This window comes from Aeromonas sp. MR19 (assembly GCF_963899305.1).
Taxonomy (GTDB): Bacteria; Pseudomonadota; Gammaproteobacteria; order Enterobacterales; family Aeromonadaceae; genus Aeromonas; species Aeromonas bestiarum.
Genome location: NZ_CAWQWZ010000011.1, coordinates 1,046,509 through 1,062,680 on the forward strand (window position 1 = coordinate 1,046,509; position 16,172 = coordinate 1,062,680).

16 protein-coding genes are annotated in these 16,172 nt (G+C 62.6%); 15 read left to right on the forward strand and 1 reads right to left on the reverse strand.

Annotated features, from left to right (window positions below):
• Positions 1–56 precede the first annotated feature (56 nt).
• Positions 57–539, reverse strand: a complete 483-nt coding sequence (locus AACQ95_RS10470) for a zinc ribbon-containing protein (protein WP_043135733.1) — start codon at positions 537–539, stop codon at positions 57–59.
• Between the two features lie 145 nt (positions 540–684).
• Between AACQ95_RS10470 and leuS the strand changes: the two genes are divergently transcribed.
• The 15 genes from leuS to AACQ95_RS10545 all read left to right on the forward strand — a co-directional run bounded on the left by leuS (position 685) and on the right by AACQ95_RS10545 (position 16,101).
• Positions 685–3,264: a leucine--tRNA ligase gene (gene leuS, locus AACQ95_RS10475; RefSeq protein ID WP_241278541.1), complete on the forward strand. Its 2,580-nt coding sequence runs from the start codon at positions 685–687 to the stop codon at positions 3,262–3,264.
• A gap of 116 nt (positions 3,265–3,380) precedes the next feature.
• Positions 3,381–3,863, forward strand: coding sequence for an LPS-assembly lipoprotein LptE (locus tag AACQ95_RS10480; protein ID WP_042867584.1), 483 nt, complete (start codon positions 3,381–3,383; stop codon positions 3,861–3,863).
• A gap of 13 nt (positions 3,864–3,876) precedes the next feature.
• Positions 3,877–4,911 (forward strand): DNA polymerase III subunit delta, encoded by a 1,035-nt coding sequence (gene holA / locus AACQ95_RS10485; protein WP_241278542.1) that lies wholly within the window; start codon positions 3,877–3,879, stop codon positions 4,909–4,911.
• A gap of 76 nt (positions 4,912–4,987) precedes the next feature.
• A complete protein-coding gene (nadD, locus tag AACQ95_RS10490; RefSeq protein WP_043135740.1) occupies positions 4,988–5,632 on the forward strand; it encodes a nicotinate-nucleotide adenylyltransferase in 645 nt (214 codons plus the stop codon).
• Between the two features lie 173 nt (positions 5,633–5,805).
• A complete protein-coding gene (rsfS, locus tag AACQ95_RS10495; protein ID WP_043135742.1) occupies positions 5,806–6,147 on the forward strand; it encodes a ribosome silencing factor in 342 nt (113 codons plus the stop codon).
• Between the two features lie 22 nt (positions 6,148–6,169).
• A complete protein-coding gene (gene rlmH, locus AACQ95_RS10500; protein ID WP_042034723.1) occupies positions 6,170–6,637 on the forward strand; it encodes a 23S rRNA (pseudouridine(1915)-N(3))-methyltransferase RlmH in 468 nt (155 codons plus the stop codon).
• Positions 6,638–6,738: 101 nt separating this feature from the next.
• The gene (gene mrdA, locus AACQ95_RS10505; protein ID WP_043555091.1) at positions 6,739–8,655 is read left to right on the forward strand and encodes a penicillin-binding protein 2; all 1,917 of its coding nucleotides are present in this window, start codon (positions 6,739–6,741) and stop codon (positions 8,653–8,655) included.
• Positions 8,648–9,751 carry a rod shape-determining protein RodA gene (rodA, locus tag AACQ95_RS10510; protein WP_043135747.1) on the forward strand — a complete coding sequence of 368 codons (1,104 nt, stop codon included), beginning with the start codon at positions 8,648–8,650 and terminating at the stop codon, positions 9,749–9,751. Before mrdA ends, rodA begins: the two co-directional genes overlap by 8 nt.
• Positions 9,751–10,749: a lytic murein transglycosylase B gene (gene mltB / locus AACQ95_RS10515; RefSeq protein WP_241278543.1), complete on the forward strand. Its 999-nt coding sequence runs from the start codon at positions 9,751–9,753 to the stop codon at positions 10,747–10,749. The genes rodA and mltB overlap by 1 nt, the downstream gene beginning before the upstream one ends.
• Positions 10,691–11,671 carry a septal ring lytic transglycosylase RlpA family protein gene (locus tag AACQ95_RS10520; protein ID WP_241278544.1) on the forward strand — a complete coding sequence of 327 codons (981 nt, stop codon included), beginning with the start codon at positions 10,691–10,693 and terminating at the stop codon, positions 11,669–11,671. Before mltB ends, AACQ95_RS10520 begins: the two co-directional genes overlap by 59 nt.
• A gap of 195 nt (positions 11,672–11,866) precedes the next feature.
• Positions 11,867–13,057: a D-alanyl-D-alanine carboxypeptidase family protein gene (locus tag AACQ95_RS10525; RefSeq protein WP_043555087.1), complete on the forward strand. Its 1,191-nt coding sequence runs from the start codon at positions 11,867–11,869 to the stop codon at positions 13,055–13,057.
• Positions 13,058–13,336: 279 nt separating this feature from the next.
• A complete protein-coding gene (ybeD, locus tag AACQ95_RS10530) occupies positions 13,337–13,600 on the forward strand; it encodes a DUF493 family protein YbeD (RefSeq protein WP_042867550.1) in 264 nt (87 codons plus the stop codon).
• Between the two features lie 93 nt (positions 13,601–13,693).
• Positions 13,694–14,383, forward strand: coding sequence for a lipoyl(octanoyl) transferase LipB (lipB, locus tag AACQ95_RS10535; RefSeq protein WP_241278545.1), 690 nt, complete (start codon positions 13,694–13,696; stop codon positions 14,381–14,383).
• 85 nt (positions 14,384–14,468) lie between these two features.
• Positions 14,469–15,434 (forward strand): lipoyl synthase, encoded by a 966-nt coding sequence (gene lipA / locus AACQ95_RS10540; protein ID WP_042867544.1) that lies wholly within the window; start codon positions 14,469–14,471, stop codon positions 15,432–15,434.
• A 163-nt stretch (positions 15,435–15,597) separates the two neighbouring features.
• Positions 15,598–16,101, forward strand: a complete 504-nt coding sequence (locus AACQ95_RS10545; protein WP_241278546.1) for a GNAT family N-acetyltransferase — start codon at positions 15,598–15,600, stop codon at positions 16,099–16,101.
• Positions 16,102–16,172: the final 71 nt, after the last annotated feature.

Sequence of the window (16,172 nt, forward strand, 5' to 3'; positions counted from 1 at the left end):
GCTGAATGAAAGAGGCGCCCCCTGGGCGCCTCTTTTCATCTGGTTGTCTGACGGGATCAGGGTGAGAGCGGCTCGCGGTGATACTCGTGGCCGCCGCACTCGGGGCAGGTATCGAGCGGTTGCGGGTGCAGCACTGTATGGCGCCAGCCGCACTGCTCGCACACCATGACGCCGAGGCCCACCCAGTCACCCGCCTCGTAGACGCCCTTGTGCTCCAGCTCGTCCGCCAGCTCGCGCCACTCCACCTGGGCGCGGTCGGTCACGTCCGCCAGCCAGGACCAGGCAGTATCTTTGAGCGCCAGCATGAAGGCGGACTCCTCCACCTCGGCACGCCCCTCGTCATAGTTGCCCAGATCCCGCTTCACGTACTCGGCGATCAGCGCCAGCTCATCCTGGGTCAGGTCGCCGGCCGCCTCCAGATAGGCCTGCACCTTGGCGATCATCCGGTTGAGGCGCTCCCCCTGGAACTCTTCAGTCTCTTGCCACTGCTTCTGCAGCTCTGCAATGAAGGCTTCGTACCCTTTTTGACGTTTGTCCATGGTCGTTACTCCTCTACTGAACCCTGATCATGCCCGGCATAAGGCCTGACGGATGCTGGCGGTTGTTGCCGCCGCTGGATATGGGTATTCTATTGCGATTTCCCAGCTGATTTATCTATTCATTTCACAGATCCGGATGTCACCAATGCAAGAGCAATACGTTCCCCAATCCATAGAACCAGCAGTGCAAAAGCACTGGGATGCCAAGAAAACCTTCAAGGCGGTGGAGAAAGTAGACAAGGAAAAGTTCTACTGCCTCTCCATGTTCCCCTATCCGTCTGGTCGTCTACACATGGGGCACGTTCGCAACTACACCATAGGTGATGTGATCTCCCGTTATCAACGCCTCAATGGCAAGAACGTGCTGCAACCCATAGGTTGGGACGCATTCGGCCTGCCGGCGGAGAACGCCGCGGTCAAAAACAACACGGCACCGGCGCCCTGGACCTACGAAAACATCGAATACATGAAGAACCAGCTGAAGATGCTGGGTCTGGGCTATGACTGGGATCGCGAGCTGGCGACCTGCAAACCGGATTACTACCGCTGGGAACAGTGGTTCTTCACCAAGCTGTACGAGAAGGGTCTGGTCTACAAGAAGACCTCCTCCGTCAACTGGTGCCCGAATGACATGACAGTGCTGGCCAACGAGCAGGTGATCGACAACTGCTGCTGGCGCTGTGACACCCCGGTGGAGCAGAAAGAGATCCCCCAGTGGTTCATCAAGATCACCGACTATGCCGAAGAGCTGTTGAATGATATCGACAATCTGGAAGGCTGGCCGGAGATGGTCAAGACCATGCAGCGCAACTGGATTGGCCGCTCCGAAGGGGTCAACATCCACTTCCAGGTCGCCGATCAGGCTGGCGACCTCGAGGTCTACACCACCCGTCCCGATACCCTGATGGGCGTCACCTATGTCGGCATAGCCGCCGGTCACCCGCTGGCCCTGCAGGCTGCCGCCGGTAACCCCGAGCTTGCCGCCTTTATCGACGAGTGCAAGAACACCAAGGTGGCCGAAGCCGAACTCGCCACCATGGAGAAGAAGGGCATGGCCACCGGCCTCTATGCCATTCACCCGCTGGATGGCCGCAAGGTGCCGGTCTGGGTCGCCAACTTCGTGCTGATGAACTACGGCACAGGCGCCGTGATGGCCGTTCCGGCCCACGACCAGCGCGACCATGAGTTCGCCACCAAGTACGGTCTCGAGATCAAGCCTGTCATCAAGCAGGCTGGCGGTGAAGCGCCGAACGTGATCGAGGCCGCCTACACCGACAAGGGCGTGCTGTTCGCCTCCGGCGAGTTCGACGGTCTCGAGTTCCAGGCCGCCTTCGATGCCATCGCCAGCAAGCTGGAAGCGATCGGCAAGGGCAAGCGCACCGTCAACTTCCGTCTGCGCGACTGGGGTGTCTCCCGTCAGCGTTACTGGGGTGCCCCCATCCCCATGCTGACCCTGGCCGACGGTACTGTGGTGCCGACCCCGGAAGATCAACTGCCGGTACTGCTGCCGGAAGACGTGGTGATGGACGGTATCCAGAGCCCGATCAAGGCCGACGCCGAGTGGGCCAAGACCACCTATAACGGCCAGGAAGCGTTCCGGGAAACTGATACCTTCGACACCTTCATGGAGTCCTCCTGGTACTACGCCCGCTACTGCTCCCCGGACTACGACAAGGGCATGCTGGATCCTGCTGCCGCCAACCACTGGCTGCCGGTGGATCAGTACATAGGCGGCATCGAGCACGCCTGTATGCACCTGCTCTACGCCCGCTTCTTCCACAAGCTGCTGCGTGACGCAGGGCTGGTGAACAGCGATGAGCCGTTCAAGCGCCTGCTCTGCCAGGGCATGGTGCTGGCCGACGCCTTCTACTACAAAGACGAGAAGGGCGGCAACGTCTGGGTCAGCCCGGTTGACGTCAAGGTCGAGCGTGACGACAAGGGTCGCATCACCAAGGCCATCGACCTTGAGGGCCGTGAAGTCATCCACTCCGGCATGACCAAGATGTCCAAGTCCAAGAACAACGGCATAGACCCCCAGCTGATGGTGGAGCGTTACGGCGCCGATACCGTCCGTCTGTTCATGATGTTCGCCTCGCCAGCCGAGATGACCCTGGAGTGGTCCGACTCCGGCGTTGAGGGGGCCCAGCGCTTCCTGCGTCGCCTGTGGCGCATCACCTTCGAACACGTCAGTGGCGGTGCTACCCCGGCGCTGGATGTGGCTGCCCTCAGTGCCGACCAGAAAGCCGTTCGCCGCGAACTGCACAAGACCATCGCCAAGGTGAGCGATGACGTGGGTCGCCGTCAGACCTTCAACACCGCCATCGCCGCCATCATGGAGCTGATGAACAACCTGGCCAAGCTCGGCACCGACGAGCAGGATCGCGTCCTGATGCAGGAAGCGCTGGAAGCCGTGGTGGTCATGCTCTCCCCCATCACCCCGCACATCGGCTTCGAGCTGTGGAAGATGCTGGGCAAGGGCGACGACCTGGACCACGCCGCCTGGCCGGTGGCCGACGAGGCCGCCATGGTCGAGACCGAGAAGCTGGTGGTGGTGCAGATCAACGGCAAGATGCGCGGCAAGCTGACAGTGCCGGCCGAGATAAGCCAGGCCGACGTCGAGAAACTGGCCATGGCCGATGCCTCTGTGCAGAAGTTCACCGATGGCCTGACCGTTCGCAAGGTGGTCTATGTGCCGGGCAAACTGCTCAACATAGTGGCCAACTGATGCCATATCGCGTGGCAACGCAAGCTGACTGCCTGGTTGCCAAGCGGTAACGACAAACGGATGATAACGGCGGGCCCTGCGCCCGCCGCTTTCCCCTAATGCAAAGAGGATTTCATATGGGCACCCCCCTCATTCGCTGGATGGCCATAGTGCTGATGGGCCTGCTGCTGCAGGCTTGCGGTTTTCAGATGCGAGGCACGGCCATCCCGCCCGAGTTGATGACCATGAAGGTGGTCGGTGACAACAAGAGCGACTTCTACCGGCTGGTCACCACCCGCCTCAAGGCGGCTGGCGTCAAGCTCGCCGACAAGGAGGGCATACCTGTGCTGACCCTGTCCGGCGTCGGCAGTACCAGTCAGGTTGCCTCGGTCGACTCCATAGGCCAGGCCCGTGAGTACGTGCTGGGCTACAACACCCAGTTCACCGTCTCCATGCCGGGCAAACCGACCCAGGTCTTCCCCATCACCTTCAACCGCAGCTTCCTGAACAAGCCGGATGCGGCACTGGCCTCCTCCCGCGAGCAGGAGCAGCTTGGCAAGGAGATGCAGGAGCAGGCCGCCAGCCTGGTGATCCGCCAACTGAGCCAGGTCAAGTTCTGATGCGAGTATCTTGATGAGAGTCTATCCCGAGCAGTTTGCGGATCATCTCAAGGCAGGGCTCAAACCCTGCTATCTCGTTTTTGGTGACGAACCTCTGCTCAAGCTGGAAGCCATCGACGCCATCCGTCAGACCGCCCGCAAGCAGGGGTTCGATGAGCGCCATACTTTCGTGGTGGAGCAGGGACTGGACTGGAATCAGGTCTACGATGCCTGTCAGGCCATGAGCCTCTTCTCCGCCCGCCAGATCATAGAGCTGGAGCTGCCGGCCAAGGTCGACAAGGATCTGGCCGCCCGCATCACTGAAATTGGCAAGCAACTGCATCCGGATCTGCTGCTGGTACTGAGCGGCGGTCGCCTCAACCAGACCCAGATGAAGGCAGCCTGGTTCGACAAGCTCAGCCAGAACGGCACCTATGTGCCGGTCAATCACCCCGAGCCCCGCTTCTTTCCGCGCTGGATGAGCGCCCGCTTCCAGCGTTTCGGCCTCAAGGCGCTGCCGGATGCCATCAACTTCATGTGCCACTCCTACGAGGGCAACCTGCTGGCCGCCAGCCAGGAGATAGAGAAGCTGACCCTGCTGGCACCGCCCCAGCCCATCAGCGTCGCCTATCTGCAAGAGACCATCATACGCCACGCCCATTTCACGCCGTTCCAGCTCATCGATACCCTGCTGGAGGGCAAGGTGAACCGGGCCCAGCGCATCCTGCTGGCCCTGCGCGCCGAGGGTACAGAGCCCGGCATGCTGGCCTGGGCCCTATGCCGCGAGCTGGAGCAGCTCACCGAGCTGGCCCTGGCCGCCAGAGCCGGCCAGCCGCTGGTGGAGCACTTCTCCCGCCTGCGCATCTGGCAGAGCCGCCAGCAGCTGATCCAGCAGGCCCTGACCCGGCTGCCCTTCACCAAGTTGCAGCAGCTGTGGCAGCTGATGGCCCGGCTTGACGACGCCCAGCGTCGCTTCGACACCGAGCAGGCCTGGCTGATGTTGCAGACCCTGGCCCTGGGTTTTCGCGATGGTACGCCGCTGCCCCTGCTGGAACCCGCCGCATGCTGAAGGCCCCCATCGACCTGCTGGCCCGAGCCACCTTAGACCCCATCCACATAGGTTCCCTTCCAGCTGAGGACTGCTCATGCTGAAGCCACCTATCGGGCTGCTGGGCGGGACCTTCGACCCCATCCATATCGGCCACCTGCGCCCGGCCATAGAGGCGCGGGACGCTATAGGGCTGGCCGAAATCCGGCTGATCCCGAACCATATACCGCCCCATCGCGCCAACCCCTTCTGTTCGAGCGAGCAGCGCCTCGCCATGGTCAAGCTGGCGGCGGCGGAGAATACGGGATTCGTGGTGGATGAGCGGGAACTGAAGCGGGACACCCCCTCCTGGACCATAGACACCCTCATCGAATTGCGGCAAGCGCTGCCGGGCACCCCGCTCTGCTTTCTGATGGGGATGGACTCCCTGCTCGGCCTGCCGAGCTGGCACCGCTGGCAAGAGCTGCTCGACTATGCCCATCTGGTGGTGAGCGTGCGGCCGGGCTGGCAACCTGACTACCCGGGGGAAGTTGCCGAGCTGCTGGCTCGCCATCACACCACGGATGCCACCGCGCTGCACCGGCGCCTTGCCGGCCATATCTGGCTGGCGGACAACCAGCCCATCGAGCTGTCGGCCACCCGGCTCAGAGCCCTGCTGGCGGCCGGGGAGGATCCCCGCTACCTGCTGCCGCCGTCGGTGGCCGATTACATTCGCCAGCAAGGCCTCTACCAGCCAAGCTGACCACAACCGGCGCCGACTATTGTCCCGGCCGGTTGCGCACTATATTGATCAACAGGGGCCCGGTTTGCCACACGGGCACGGCCCCCGTTCCACTCCCCTTCACCGGACTGGGAAACGGGAGTGACCATGATATAATCCGCCGCCCTCAGGCGTCGGAACACAGGAGAAGATCATTGCAAGGCCAAGAACTGCATGCCTTTATCGTCGACAAGATCGATGACATGAAAGGCCGCGACATCATCACCCTCGATGTGCGCGGTAAATCCAGCATCACAGACACCATGATCGTTTGTTCCGGCAACTCCAGTCGCCACGTCAGCGCCATCGCCCATCACCTGGCCAGCGAAGCTCGCCATGCCGGGCTCGATCTGCTGAGCGTGGAAGGCCAGCTCACGGGGGAATGGGTACTGGTGGACTTGGGGCAAGTCATAGTGCACGTGATGCAGGACGAATATCGCGACTTCTACCAACTGGAAAAACTCTGGGGCGCTACCGCTCAAGTGAATGCGCAATAACAGAGCACAAGTGTAACAAACGATGAAGATCCAGTTGATTGCAGTGGGCACCAAGATGCCTGCCTGGGTAGAGCGTGGCTTCGAAGAGTACCGTCGCCGTTTCCCCAAAGACATGCCGTTCGAGCTGGTCGAGATCGGCGCCGGAAAGCGCGGTAAAAATGCCGACATTCCCCGCATCCTGCAAAAGGAGGGGGAAGCCATGCTGGCCGCCGCCGGCCGTTCGCGCATAGTGACCCTGGATATTCCCGGCAAACCCTGGACCACGGAGCAGCTCGCCGTACAACTGGAAGCCTGGAAGCTGGATGGTCGTGACGTGGCGCTGCTGGTCGGGGGCCCGGAGGGGCTGTCGCCCGAGTGCAAGGCCGCCGCCGAGCAGAGCTGGTCGCTGTCGCCGCTGACCCTGCCCCACCCGCTGGTACGGGTGCTGGTGGCCGAGAGCCTCTACCGCGCTTGGAGCATTACCACCAATCATCCGTATCACAGGGAATGAACCATGCACATCTGGCGCATCACCCCCTTATATCACCCGTATCACAGGGAATAACCCATGGGGTTTTTGTCTTCTCCCTTCGTCTGTCATAAGGTAGCGGCATGCTGAAGAATCGCATCGAAATGCGCGACCACAGCGCCGAGGGTCGCCTCTTCTTCCGACGCACCCTGGTCGCCTACATCGGCATGATAGTGCTGATGCTGGTGCTGCTGGGCAATCTCTATTACCTGCAGGTCGAATCCTTCGAGACCTATCAGACCCGCTCCAACGACAACCGGATCCGGGTCGTGCCCGTGGCGCCGCCACGGGGCCTCATCTATGACGCCAACGGCGTGCTGCTGGCGGAGAACCGCCCCGTCTACAGTCTCGAAATCGTGCCGGAAGAGACCAAAGACCTGGACAAGACCGCCGACGAGCTGATCACCCTGCTGGCCCTGCCGGAAGGGACCAAGGAGAAGTTCCTGGCCGAGGTCAAACGCCAGCGCCGCTTCAAGCCGGTGGCCCTGTTCGAGAAGCTGACCGAGTATCAGGTCGCGCTCTTCTCGGTCAACCAGCACAACTATCCGGGCGCCAGCATAGAGGCCTACCTCAAGCGCTACTATCCGTTTGGTGACACCCTCACCCATGCGCTGGGCTACGTGGCCAAGATCAACACCCGCGACGTGGAGCGCCTCGACAAGGAGGACAAGCTCGCCAACTATGCCGCCACCAAGGATATCGGCAAGCAGGGGGTGGAGAAGTACTACGAGGATCAGCTGCACGGGGTGGCCGGTTATCAGGAGGTCGAGGTCAACAACCGCGGCCGCGTGGTACGGACCCTCAAGTTCCAGCCGCCGGAGCCCGGCAAGGACATCTACCTCAACATCGACATTCGCCTGCAACTGAAGGCCCAGCAACTGCTGGCCGGTCGCCGGGGCGCCATCGTCATGATGGATCCCAATACCGGCGCCATCCTGGCCATGGAGTCGAGCCCGAGCTACGACCCCAACCTGTTCGTGACCGGCATCTCCAACACCAACTATTCGGCGCTGCTCAACGATCCGGCCCGTCCGCTGGTAAACCGCACCACCCAGGGCATCTATGCCCCCGCCTCCACCGTCAAGCCCATGATGGCGGTGATGGGACTGAACGAGGGGGCCATCACCCCCAACTACCGCTACTTCGGCGGCCCCAGCTTCTCCATCCCCGGCACCACCAAGAAGTTTCGCGACTGGCGCCGCTGGGGCCACGGCTGGCTCGACGTCTACCGCGCCATCGAGGTGTCGGCGGATACCTATTTCTACGATCTCGCCTATCGAGTCGGCATCGACAAGATCCACAGCTACATGACCAAGTTCGGTTTCGGTCAGTACAGCGGGGTGGATCTGTACGAGGAGACCAAAGGGGTGATGCCCTCTCGCGACTGGAAGATGGCACGCTGGCGCCAGCCCTGGTATCAGGGTGACACCATTTCCATCGGCATAGGTCAGGGCTACTGGAGCGCCACCCCGATCCAGCTGGCCAAGGCGATCAGCATACTGACCCAGAACGGTCACGACGTGACGCCGCACCTGCTCAAGAGCACGGCCTCGCTGGATGGGGTGGTCAACGCCCCCGTCAACCCGAACATGGCGCTCAAGGCCAAGAACGATGCCTATTGGCAGGTGGCCAAGGACGGCATGTGGCGCGTCATCAACGGCAATGAAGGCACAGGGCGCCGCGCCTTTGCCAACACGCCCTACAAGGCCGCGGGCAAGTCAGGTACCGCCCAGGTGGTGGGCCTGAAAGAGAACCAGGTCTACAACGCGGCCACCACCAAGGTGGAGCACAGGGATAACGCCCTGTTCGTCTCCTTCGCCCCGTTCGAGGCACCCAAGGCCGTGGTGGCCCTGGTGCTGGAGAACGCCGGGGGCGGCAGCAGCATGGCCGCGCCCGTGGCACGCCAGATGCTGGATGCCTATCTGGTGCCACCAGAGCCCCAGTTGCCACCCGCTCCCAAGCAGCCGTCCCCATCACGCGAGGCCGTTTCCCATGAGTAATTCCGCGCAGCGACAGAGCATCTGGTACCGGCTGCATATCGACCTGCCGCTGTTTCTCGGCCTGCTGGCCCTGATGTCCCTCTCCATGGTGGTGCTCTACTCCGCCTCCGGTCAGAGCGTGGACTCCATAGTGCGCCAGCTGGTGCGTGGCGGCCTGGCCTTCGCCCTGATGATAGGCATGGCCCAGCTCCCCCCCTCCCTCTACGCGCGCTGGTCCGTGCCCCTGTTCGTGGTGGTGGTGCTGCTGCTCATCGCGGTGGACGTGTTCGGCCATATCGGCAAGGGCGCCCAGCGCTGGCTGGATCTCGGCTTTATGAAGTTCCAGCCCTCCGAGGTGATGAAGCTCTCCATGCCCATCATGGTGGCCGCCTGGCTCAGCCGCCATTCGCTGCCCCCCAAGTTCAGCCATGTGGTGATCGCCCTGGTGATGGTGCTGCTGCCCACCCTGCTGATCGCGGCCCAGCCCGATCTCGGCACATCCATCCTGGTGGCCGCCTCCGGCTTCTTCGTCATCTTCCTGGCGGGGATCAGCTGGTGGCTGATCGGGCTGGCGGTGCTGCTCATCTGCGCCTTCATGCCGGTGCTCTGGTTCTTCCTGATGCACGACTACCAGCGCCAGCGGGTACTGATGCTGCTCGACCCGGAGAAAGACCCGCTCGGCCGCGGCTATCACATCATCCAGTCGAAGATTGCCATCGGCTCCGGCGGCGTCTTTGGCAAGGGCTGGCTGCAAGGCACCCAGTCCCAGCTTGAATTCCTGCCCGAGCGCCACACCGACTTCATCTTCGCGGTGTTCAGCGAGGAGTTCGGTCTGGTGGGCGTCGCCCTGCTGCTGGTGATCTATCTCTACATCATCAGCCGCTGCCTGTTTATCTCCATGCAGGCCCAGAACAGTTTCGAGCGCCTGCTCGGTGGCGCCCTGACCCTCACCTTCTTCGTCTATGTGTTCGTCAACATGGGCATGGTGAGCGGCATACTGCCTGTGGTGGGGGTGCCCCTGCCGCTGGTGAGCTACGGCGGCACCTCCATGGTGACCCTGATGGCCGGCTTCGGCATCCTGATGTCCATCCAGACCCACAGAAGGCTGCTGGCCTGATGAGAGGTGCCTGGCTGGCGCTCTCCCTGTGCTCGCTGACGGCGAGTGCAGCCCATGTGCCCGAGCGGCTGGCGTTGCTGGCCGAGCAGCAGCAGGTGCCGCTGGCCGAATTGCAGGCGGCCACGGCGCAGGCCCGGCTGCGCCAGGAGATACTCGACACCATCAGCAAGCCGTGGGAAGCCAGGCCCTGGCACAGCTACCGGCCCCTGTTCGTGACCCAGGCCCGCATACAGGACGGGGTCAGCTTCTGGCAACGCCATGCCGATGCCCTGGCGCGGGCCGAGCAGCACTACCGGGTGCCCGCCTCCCTCATAGTCGCCATCATAGGCATAGAAACCTTCTACGGCCGCCAGATGGGCCGCCACTCTGTGCTCGACAGCCTCTACACCCTGGGATTTCACTACCCAGCGCGCGAGGAGTTCTTCGCCAAGGAATTTGCCCAGCTGGTGCTGCTGGCCAAAGAGGAGAAGTGGCCACTCACCCGCCTGAAGGGCTCCTACGCGGGCGCCATGGGCATGGGGCAGTTCATGCCCTCCAGTTACCGCCACTACGCGGTCGATTTTGACGGAGATGGCAAGCGGGATCTGTTTGCCAATCCGGTGGATGCCATCGGCAGCGTCGCCAACTATTTCGCCCTGCACCAGTGGCGCTGGGGCGAGTCGGCCGTCGAGCCCGCCTTGATCGGGCTGGTGCCAGTGAGTACCCTGCTTCGGCCCGAACCCGAGCTCAAACAGCAGTGGGCAGAGCTGGCCGCCGCCGGGATTGAACTCGCCACCCCGCTGACACCCGACACGCCGGTGAAACTGCTGGCATTGGAACAGGCCGATGGACCGGAATACTGGGTCGCGCGCCACAATTTTTATGTGATCACCCGCTATAACCGCAGCCCTCTCTATGCGATGGCGGTGCATCAACTCAGTCAAGCAATCCAGGAAGCGTATGCATTACAGCCACAAACTTCTCCCGCTCAGCCTGAGCTTGTTGCTGGCCGCCTGTAGCAGCCAGCCGGAACAGGCTCCCCTGCCGCAGGAACCCGTCCAGCAGGAAAAACCCCAGGTCATCGAGATCCCGCAAGCCACGGGCGCCATTCCGCGTCCCGAGCCCCTGAGTGCCAGCGGCAACCGGGACTACTGGATAGGCAAGCAGAAGAACGAGGTGTGGCGCGACATCAAGCACTACACGGAAGAGGGCACCGCCAGCTGGCTGGCCCAGGATCTGGACGGTCAGCAGACCGCCAACGGTGACGTGCTGGACAGCAAGCTGTTCAGCGCCGCCCACCGCAACCTGCCGCTGCCGAGCTATGTGCGGGTCACCAACCTGACCAACGGGCTGGAGACCATAGTGCGGGTCAACGATCGCGGCCCGTCCGACAGCACTCGCCTCATCGATCTCTCCTACGCCGCCGCCAAACAGCTGGACATGGTGGAGAGCGGCGAGGCGCGCGTGCGGCTGGAGCTGATCAACGACAAGCCGGATCAGATGGTCGAGATGGTGCCCATGATGACGATGCAGCCCATGCAAGCGGCGCAGAGCCCGGCGACCCCGGCCGCTCCGCAGGCTGCGGCGCAGGAGGGTTTTCTGGGTGAACCGACCGCGCTCGCCATGGCCACGCCGGCCGCAGCTGAACCGGCCCCCGTCAAGGCTCCCGCGGCCAAACCCGCCAAACCGGCACCGGCCAAGGCGGCCGCCCCCGCCGGCAGTGGCGACGGCAAGATGATCCAGGTGCTGGCCAGTGGCTCCCAGCCCAGAGCCGAGGCCATGGGCAAGGTGATGACCCAGCGCTACGGCGTGCCGTATCAGGTGGTGGCCCACGGCGCCATCTTCCGGGTCCTGCTGGGACCGGTCGCCGCCGATCAGCAGGCAAGCCTGCTGGAACAGATCCGTCAGGGGGGGCTGGAGCAAGCCTTTATCGTCCCCTGACACCAGCTGGCTCACCTCGGGTGAGCCACCGCCGGGTGCCCGTCGTCACGTCGTTTCCCGGCGTGACGACGGCTCCCGATGGATAAAAAACCAGACCAGATGGCACGTCGGACTATGACCGACGGTCGCTTCTGGTATAGTGAAGCCCGCATTTTTAACTTGGGTTACCCCCATCCAGGCTCCAGGAATTTCAAGATGTCCAAATTTGCCCGTTCAGTTATTCTGGCCTCCCTGTTAAGCGCCACCGCCCAGGCCAACCAGCCTGTACCGACCCCGAACGCAACCCCCATGGTCGTTCCCGCCGCGCCGGAGATCTCCGCCAAGGCCCATATTTTGATCGATTACTACTCGGGTCAGGTGCTGGCCGAGCAGAACGCCGAAGAGCGTCTGCCGCCCGCCAGTCTGACCAAAATGATGACCTCCTACATCATCGGCCAGGAGCTGCTGAAGGGGAACATCAAGCGCACCGACATGGTGACCATCAGCCAGAACGCCTGGTCCAAGAACTACACCGACTCCTCCAAGATGTTCATCGAGGTGGGCAAGCAGGTCTCCGTCGATGATCTCAACAAGGGCATCATCATCCAGTCCGGCAACGATGCCTGCGTCGCCATGGCCGAATTCCTGGCCGGCAGCACAGACTCCTTCGCCAGCCTGATGAACTCCTGGTCCGCCAAGCTCGGCATGAAGGACAGCCACTTCATGAACCCGCACGGTCTGGATGCGGAAGGCCACTACAGTACCGCCCACGACATGGCCCGTCTGGGTCAGGCCCTGATCCGCGATCTGCCTGAGGAGTACAAGATCTACTCCCAGAAATCCTTCGTGTTCAACGGCATCACCCAGCACAACCGCAACCGCCTGCTGTGGGATCAATCCCTGCAAGTGGATGGCATCAAGACCGGCCACGTCAGCCAGGTCGGCTACAACCTGGTCTCCTCCGCCACCAACAACGAAGGCATGCGCCTGATCGCCGTGGTGCTGGGCGCCAGCAGCGAGGGTTCCCGCGCCGCCGAGAGCAAGAAGCTGCTCACCTACGGTTTCCGTTTCTTCCAGAGCCTGACCCCGTACAAGGCCGGCACCGAGCTGGTCACCCAGAAGATCTGGATGGGCGACAAGTCTGAAGTGAAACTGGGCGTCGACAAGGACGTGTCCGTGCTGGTCACCCGTGGTCAGGGCAACAACCTGAAAGCGGACTTCCAGCTCGAGAGCGAACTGAAAGCCCCGCTGGCCAAGGGCCAACGGGTCGGCACCGTGTTCCTGAAGCAGGGCGACAAGGAGATCAAGCAGGTTCCGCTGGTCGCGCTGGAAGAGGTGCAGGAAGGCGGACTGATGAGCCGTCTGTGGGATTACCTGGTGATGCTGGTCTCCAGCTGGTTCAAGTAAGAGAGACGCACAATCCTGACCAAACAGCGGCGCCAACAGGCGCCGCTGCTGTCTTTACCCGCTCATACCAGCGAATAACCCTGCAATCTGCAGGTTCCGCCGACTGGCGATTTGTGGTAAAAAGCAGCATCTCCATGTCTTGTCGCGCGGCCCGGGCCTTGATCTCTGCCCGGGCTATGCCCATATAGACTTGTACATGACGGCCTGATGAGCCATAGGCCACCAGCCACGCAAGATTAAAGATGAAGTCATCCCGTGATGACGCCAAAAGGTGAGTAGATGAATACCAAGTTTGATGAACTGCTGGAGTTCCCCTGCAAGTTCCCGTTCAAGGTGCTCGGCATTGCCGACCCGGCCCTGCCGGATCAGGTGGTTGAAGTGCTGCAGCAACACGCCCCCGGCACTTACAGCCCGACCGTTCAGCCCAGCTCCAAGGGCAACTACCACTCGGTCCGCGTAACCGTGACAGCCCAGAGCAAAGAGCACATCGAAGCGATGTACCACGCCCTTGGCAAGATCGAGCTGGTGAAATACGTACTGTAATTTCTCTCTCGCCCCGCCAGGGGCGATTGATTTTGCGTCACCCCCGAGCGCTGACCCATGGTGCCGACTCAAGCGCCAGCCTGTGAGGAAAAGATGTCACCCCAGATCCCCGCCCAGCCACAGCTGCTCGTCAGACACCTGGGTCGCCGCCCCTACCAGCCGGTATGGGACGCCATGAAGGCCTTCACCGACAGTCGCACCAGCGACACCCCGGACGAGTTCTGGGTGGTGGAGCACGACCCCGTCTACACCCAGGGCCAGGCCGGCAAGGCCGAGCACCTGCTCGCGCCGGGCGACATCCCTGTGGTGCAGAGCGATCGCGGCGGTCAGGTGACCTATCACGGCCCCGGCCAGCTGGTGCTCTACGTGCTGGTGGATGTGCGCCGCAGCAAGCTGACGGTGCGCGAGCTGGTGACCTGCCTGGAAACCGCCATCATCAAGACCCTGGCAAAGAGCGGGATTGAGGCCTATGCCAAACCCGACGCCCCCGGCGTCTATGTGAAAAGCGAGCTTGGCGCCTCGATGCAGACAGAAGCCAAGCTGGCCTCGCTGGGCCTGCGCATCCGCAAGGGCTGCTCCTTCCACGGGCTGGCACTCAATATCAACATGGACATGACCCCCTTCCTGCGCATCAATCCGTGCGGTTATGCGGGCATGGCCATGACCCAGACCAGCGCTTTGGGCGGCCCGCAGAGCGTGGCCGAGGCGCAGGCCATTCTGGTGGCCGAACTGGCCAGCCTGATTGGCTATGAGACGATCACCCATACCGAAGAGGCGGCATGAGCAAGCCCATGCTGCGTGGCCATGAGGGCACAGAGATGACCCCGACGGCTATCTACCAAACAATAACAAACACCGAGAGTGAATCATGAGCAAACCCGTTCGTATGGAGCCGGGCGTCAAGCTGCGCGATGGCGACAAGATGGCCCTGATCCCGGTGAAATTCATGCCGGATCCCGACGAGGAAGTGCTGCGCAAGCCGGACTGGATGCGGATCAAGCTGCCGCCGTCGAGCCAGAAGATCGAGCACATCAAGAGCACGCTGCGCAAGAACAAGCTGCACTCAGTGTGTGAAGAGGCCTCCTGCCCCAACCTGGCCGAGTGCTTCAACCACGGCACCGCCACCTTCATGATCATGGGCGCCATCTGCACCCGTCGTTGCCCCTTCTGCGACGTGGCCCACGGCCGCCCGCTGGCGCTGGATCCCGACGAGCCACACAAGCTGGCACTCACCATCAAGGAGATGGGGCTGAAATACGTGGTCATCACCTCGGTGGACCGCGACGATCTGCGCGACGGCGGTGCCCAGCACTTCGCCGACTGCATCAAGCAGATCCGCGAGCACAGCCCGCAGACCCGCATCGAGATCCTGACCCCGGACTTCCGCGGCCGGATGGAGCAGGCGCTGGAGGTGTTCCGCGAGACGCCGCCTGACGTGTTCAACCACAACCTGGAAACAGCCCCGCGCATGTACCGGGTCGCCCGCCCCGGCGCCGACTACAAGTGGTCCCTCGAGCTGCTGCGCCGCATCAAGGAGATGCACCCCCATGTACCGACCAAGTCCGGTGTCATGATGGGTCTGGGCGAGACCAACGAAGAAATCGTGCAGGTGCTCACCGATCTGCGCGAGCACGGCGTCAACATGCTGACCCTGGGCCAGTATCTGCAGCCGAGCCGCCACCACCTGCCGGTGAAGCGCTACGTGCCGCCCGCAGAGTTTGACGAACTGAAGGATGTCGCCATGGGGCTGGGCTTCTCCCACGCCGCCTGCGGCCCCTTCGTCCGCTCCTCCTATCATGCGGACCTGCAAGCCAAGGGCGAAGAGGTGAAATAACCTCATCCACCCCTGATCAAAAAAGAGCGCCCAAGGGCGCTCTTTTTTATGGGCCAGCCGCGGGCTGACGCCGTTCCGGCTCCCGACAGCAGCCAGCGTCGTTTGCGCTCACTTCGCCGCCGGGTTAACGTGAACCCCCTTCTCCCTTTGAGTGATCTGCAGTATGCCAACCCCCCTCGTTCGCCTGATCCCCATGAGCCAGGCCCACTACCCCGCCTATTGCACCTACTTCATCGAGGATTACGCGCAGGATATCGCCAGCAATCATGGCCATGATCTCGCCACCGCCCGTCGCAAGGCCGAAGCCTCTCTGCTGCACTCCCTGCCGCAGGGGGTAGCCACCGCCGGCCACAGCCTGCTCTGCATCCTGCCCGCAAGCGAAGAGGAGGCGGTTGCGACCGCAGAGGTGCAGCCACTGGGCTATCTCTGGCACGCCATCGACCCCGATGCCAGCGCCACCTTTATCTATGACTTCTATGTCGCCCCGGCTCACCGCAGCCAGGGCATCGGCAAGGCCGCCATGGCGGTGCTGGAGGCCGAGCTCAGGGCCAGTGGCATCAGCCAGATCAAGTTGCGGGTCGCGTACGACAACCCGCGCGCCCTGGCGCTCTACCAGGAGGCGGGCTTCGCCATCACCGGCTACAACATGGCCAAGCTGCTGGACTGAGCGGTTTGTCCCTCCCCTGTATCGCCCGGATAGGGGCGTGTCGGCACCCAGGGGGTGCTGGTATTATGTGG

What these genes read in the sequence shown, in the direction of transcription:
- mrdA (WP_043555091.1), top strand. Translation starts at nt 6,739, where the DNA reads ATGCTGAAGAATCGCATCGAAATGCGCGACCACAGCGCCGAGGGTCGC.
- rlmH (WP_042034723.1), top strand. Translation starts at nt 6,170, where the DNA reads ATGAAGATCCAGTTGATTGCAGTGGGCACCAAGATGCCTGCCTGGGTA.
- ybeD (WP_042867550.1), top strand. Translation starts at nt 13,337, where the DNA reads ATGAATACCAAGTTTGATGAACTGCTGGAGTTCCCCTGCAAGTTCCCG.
- AACQ95_RS10520 (WP_241278544.1), top strand. Translation starts at nt 10,691, where the DNA reads ATGCATTACAGCCACAAACTTCTCCCGCTCAGCCTGAGCTTGTTGCTG.
- AACQ95_RS10525 (WP_043555087.1), top strand. Translation starts at nt 11,867, where the DNA reads ATGTCCAAATTTGCCCGTTCAGTTATTCTGGCCTCCCTGTTAAGCGCC.
- leuS (WP_241278541.1), top strand. Translation starts at nt 685, where the DNA reads ATGCAAGAGCAATACGTTCCCCAATCCATAGAACCAGCAGTGCAAAAG.
- AACQ95_RS10470 (WP_043135733.1), bottom strand. Translation starts at nt 539, where the DNA reads ATGGACAAACGTCAAAAAGGGTACGAAGCCTTCATTGCAGAGCTGCAG.
- nadD (WP_043135740.1), top strand. Translation starts at nt 4,988, where the DNA reads ATGCTGAAGCCACCTATCGGGCTGCTGGGCGGGACCTTCGACCCCATC.
- lipA (WP_042867544.1), top strand. Translation starts at nt 14,469, where the DNA reads ATGAGCAAACCCGTTCGTATGGAGCCGGGCGTCAAGCTGCGCGATGGC.
- holA (WP_241278542.1), top strand. Translation starts at nt 3,877, where the DNA reads ATGAGAGTCTATCCCGAGCAGTTTGCGGATCATCTCAAGGCAGGGCTC.
- AACQ95_RS10545 (WP_241278546.1), top strand. Translation starts at nt 15,598, where the DNA reads ATGCCAACCCCCCTCGTTCGCCTGATCCCCATGAGCCAGGCCCACTAC.
- mltB (WP_241278543.1), top strand. Translation starts at nt 9,751, where the DNA reads ATGAGAGGTGCCTGGCTGGCGCTCTCCCTGTGCTCGCTGACGGCGAGT.
- lipB (WP_241278545.1), top strand. Translation starts at nt 13,694, where the DNA reads ATGTCACCCCAGATCCCCGCCCAGCCACAGCTGCTCGTCAGACACCTG.
- rodA (WP_043135747.1), top strand. Translation starts at nt 8,648, where the DNA reads ATGAGTAATTCCGCGCAGCGACAGAGCATCTGGTACCGGCTGCATATC.
- AACQ95_RS10480 (WP_042867584.1), top strand. Translation starts at nt 3,381, where the DNA reads ATGGGCACCCCCCTCATTCGCTGGATGGCCATAGTGCTGATGGGCCTG.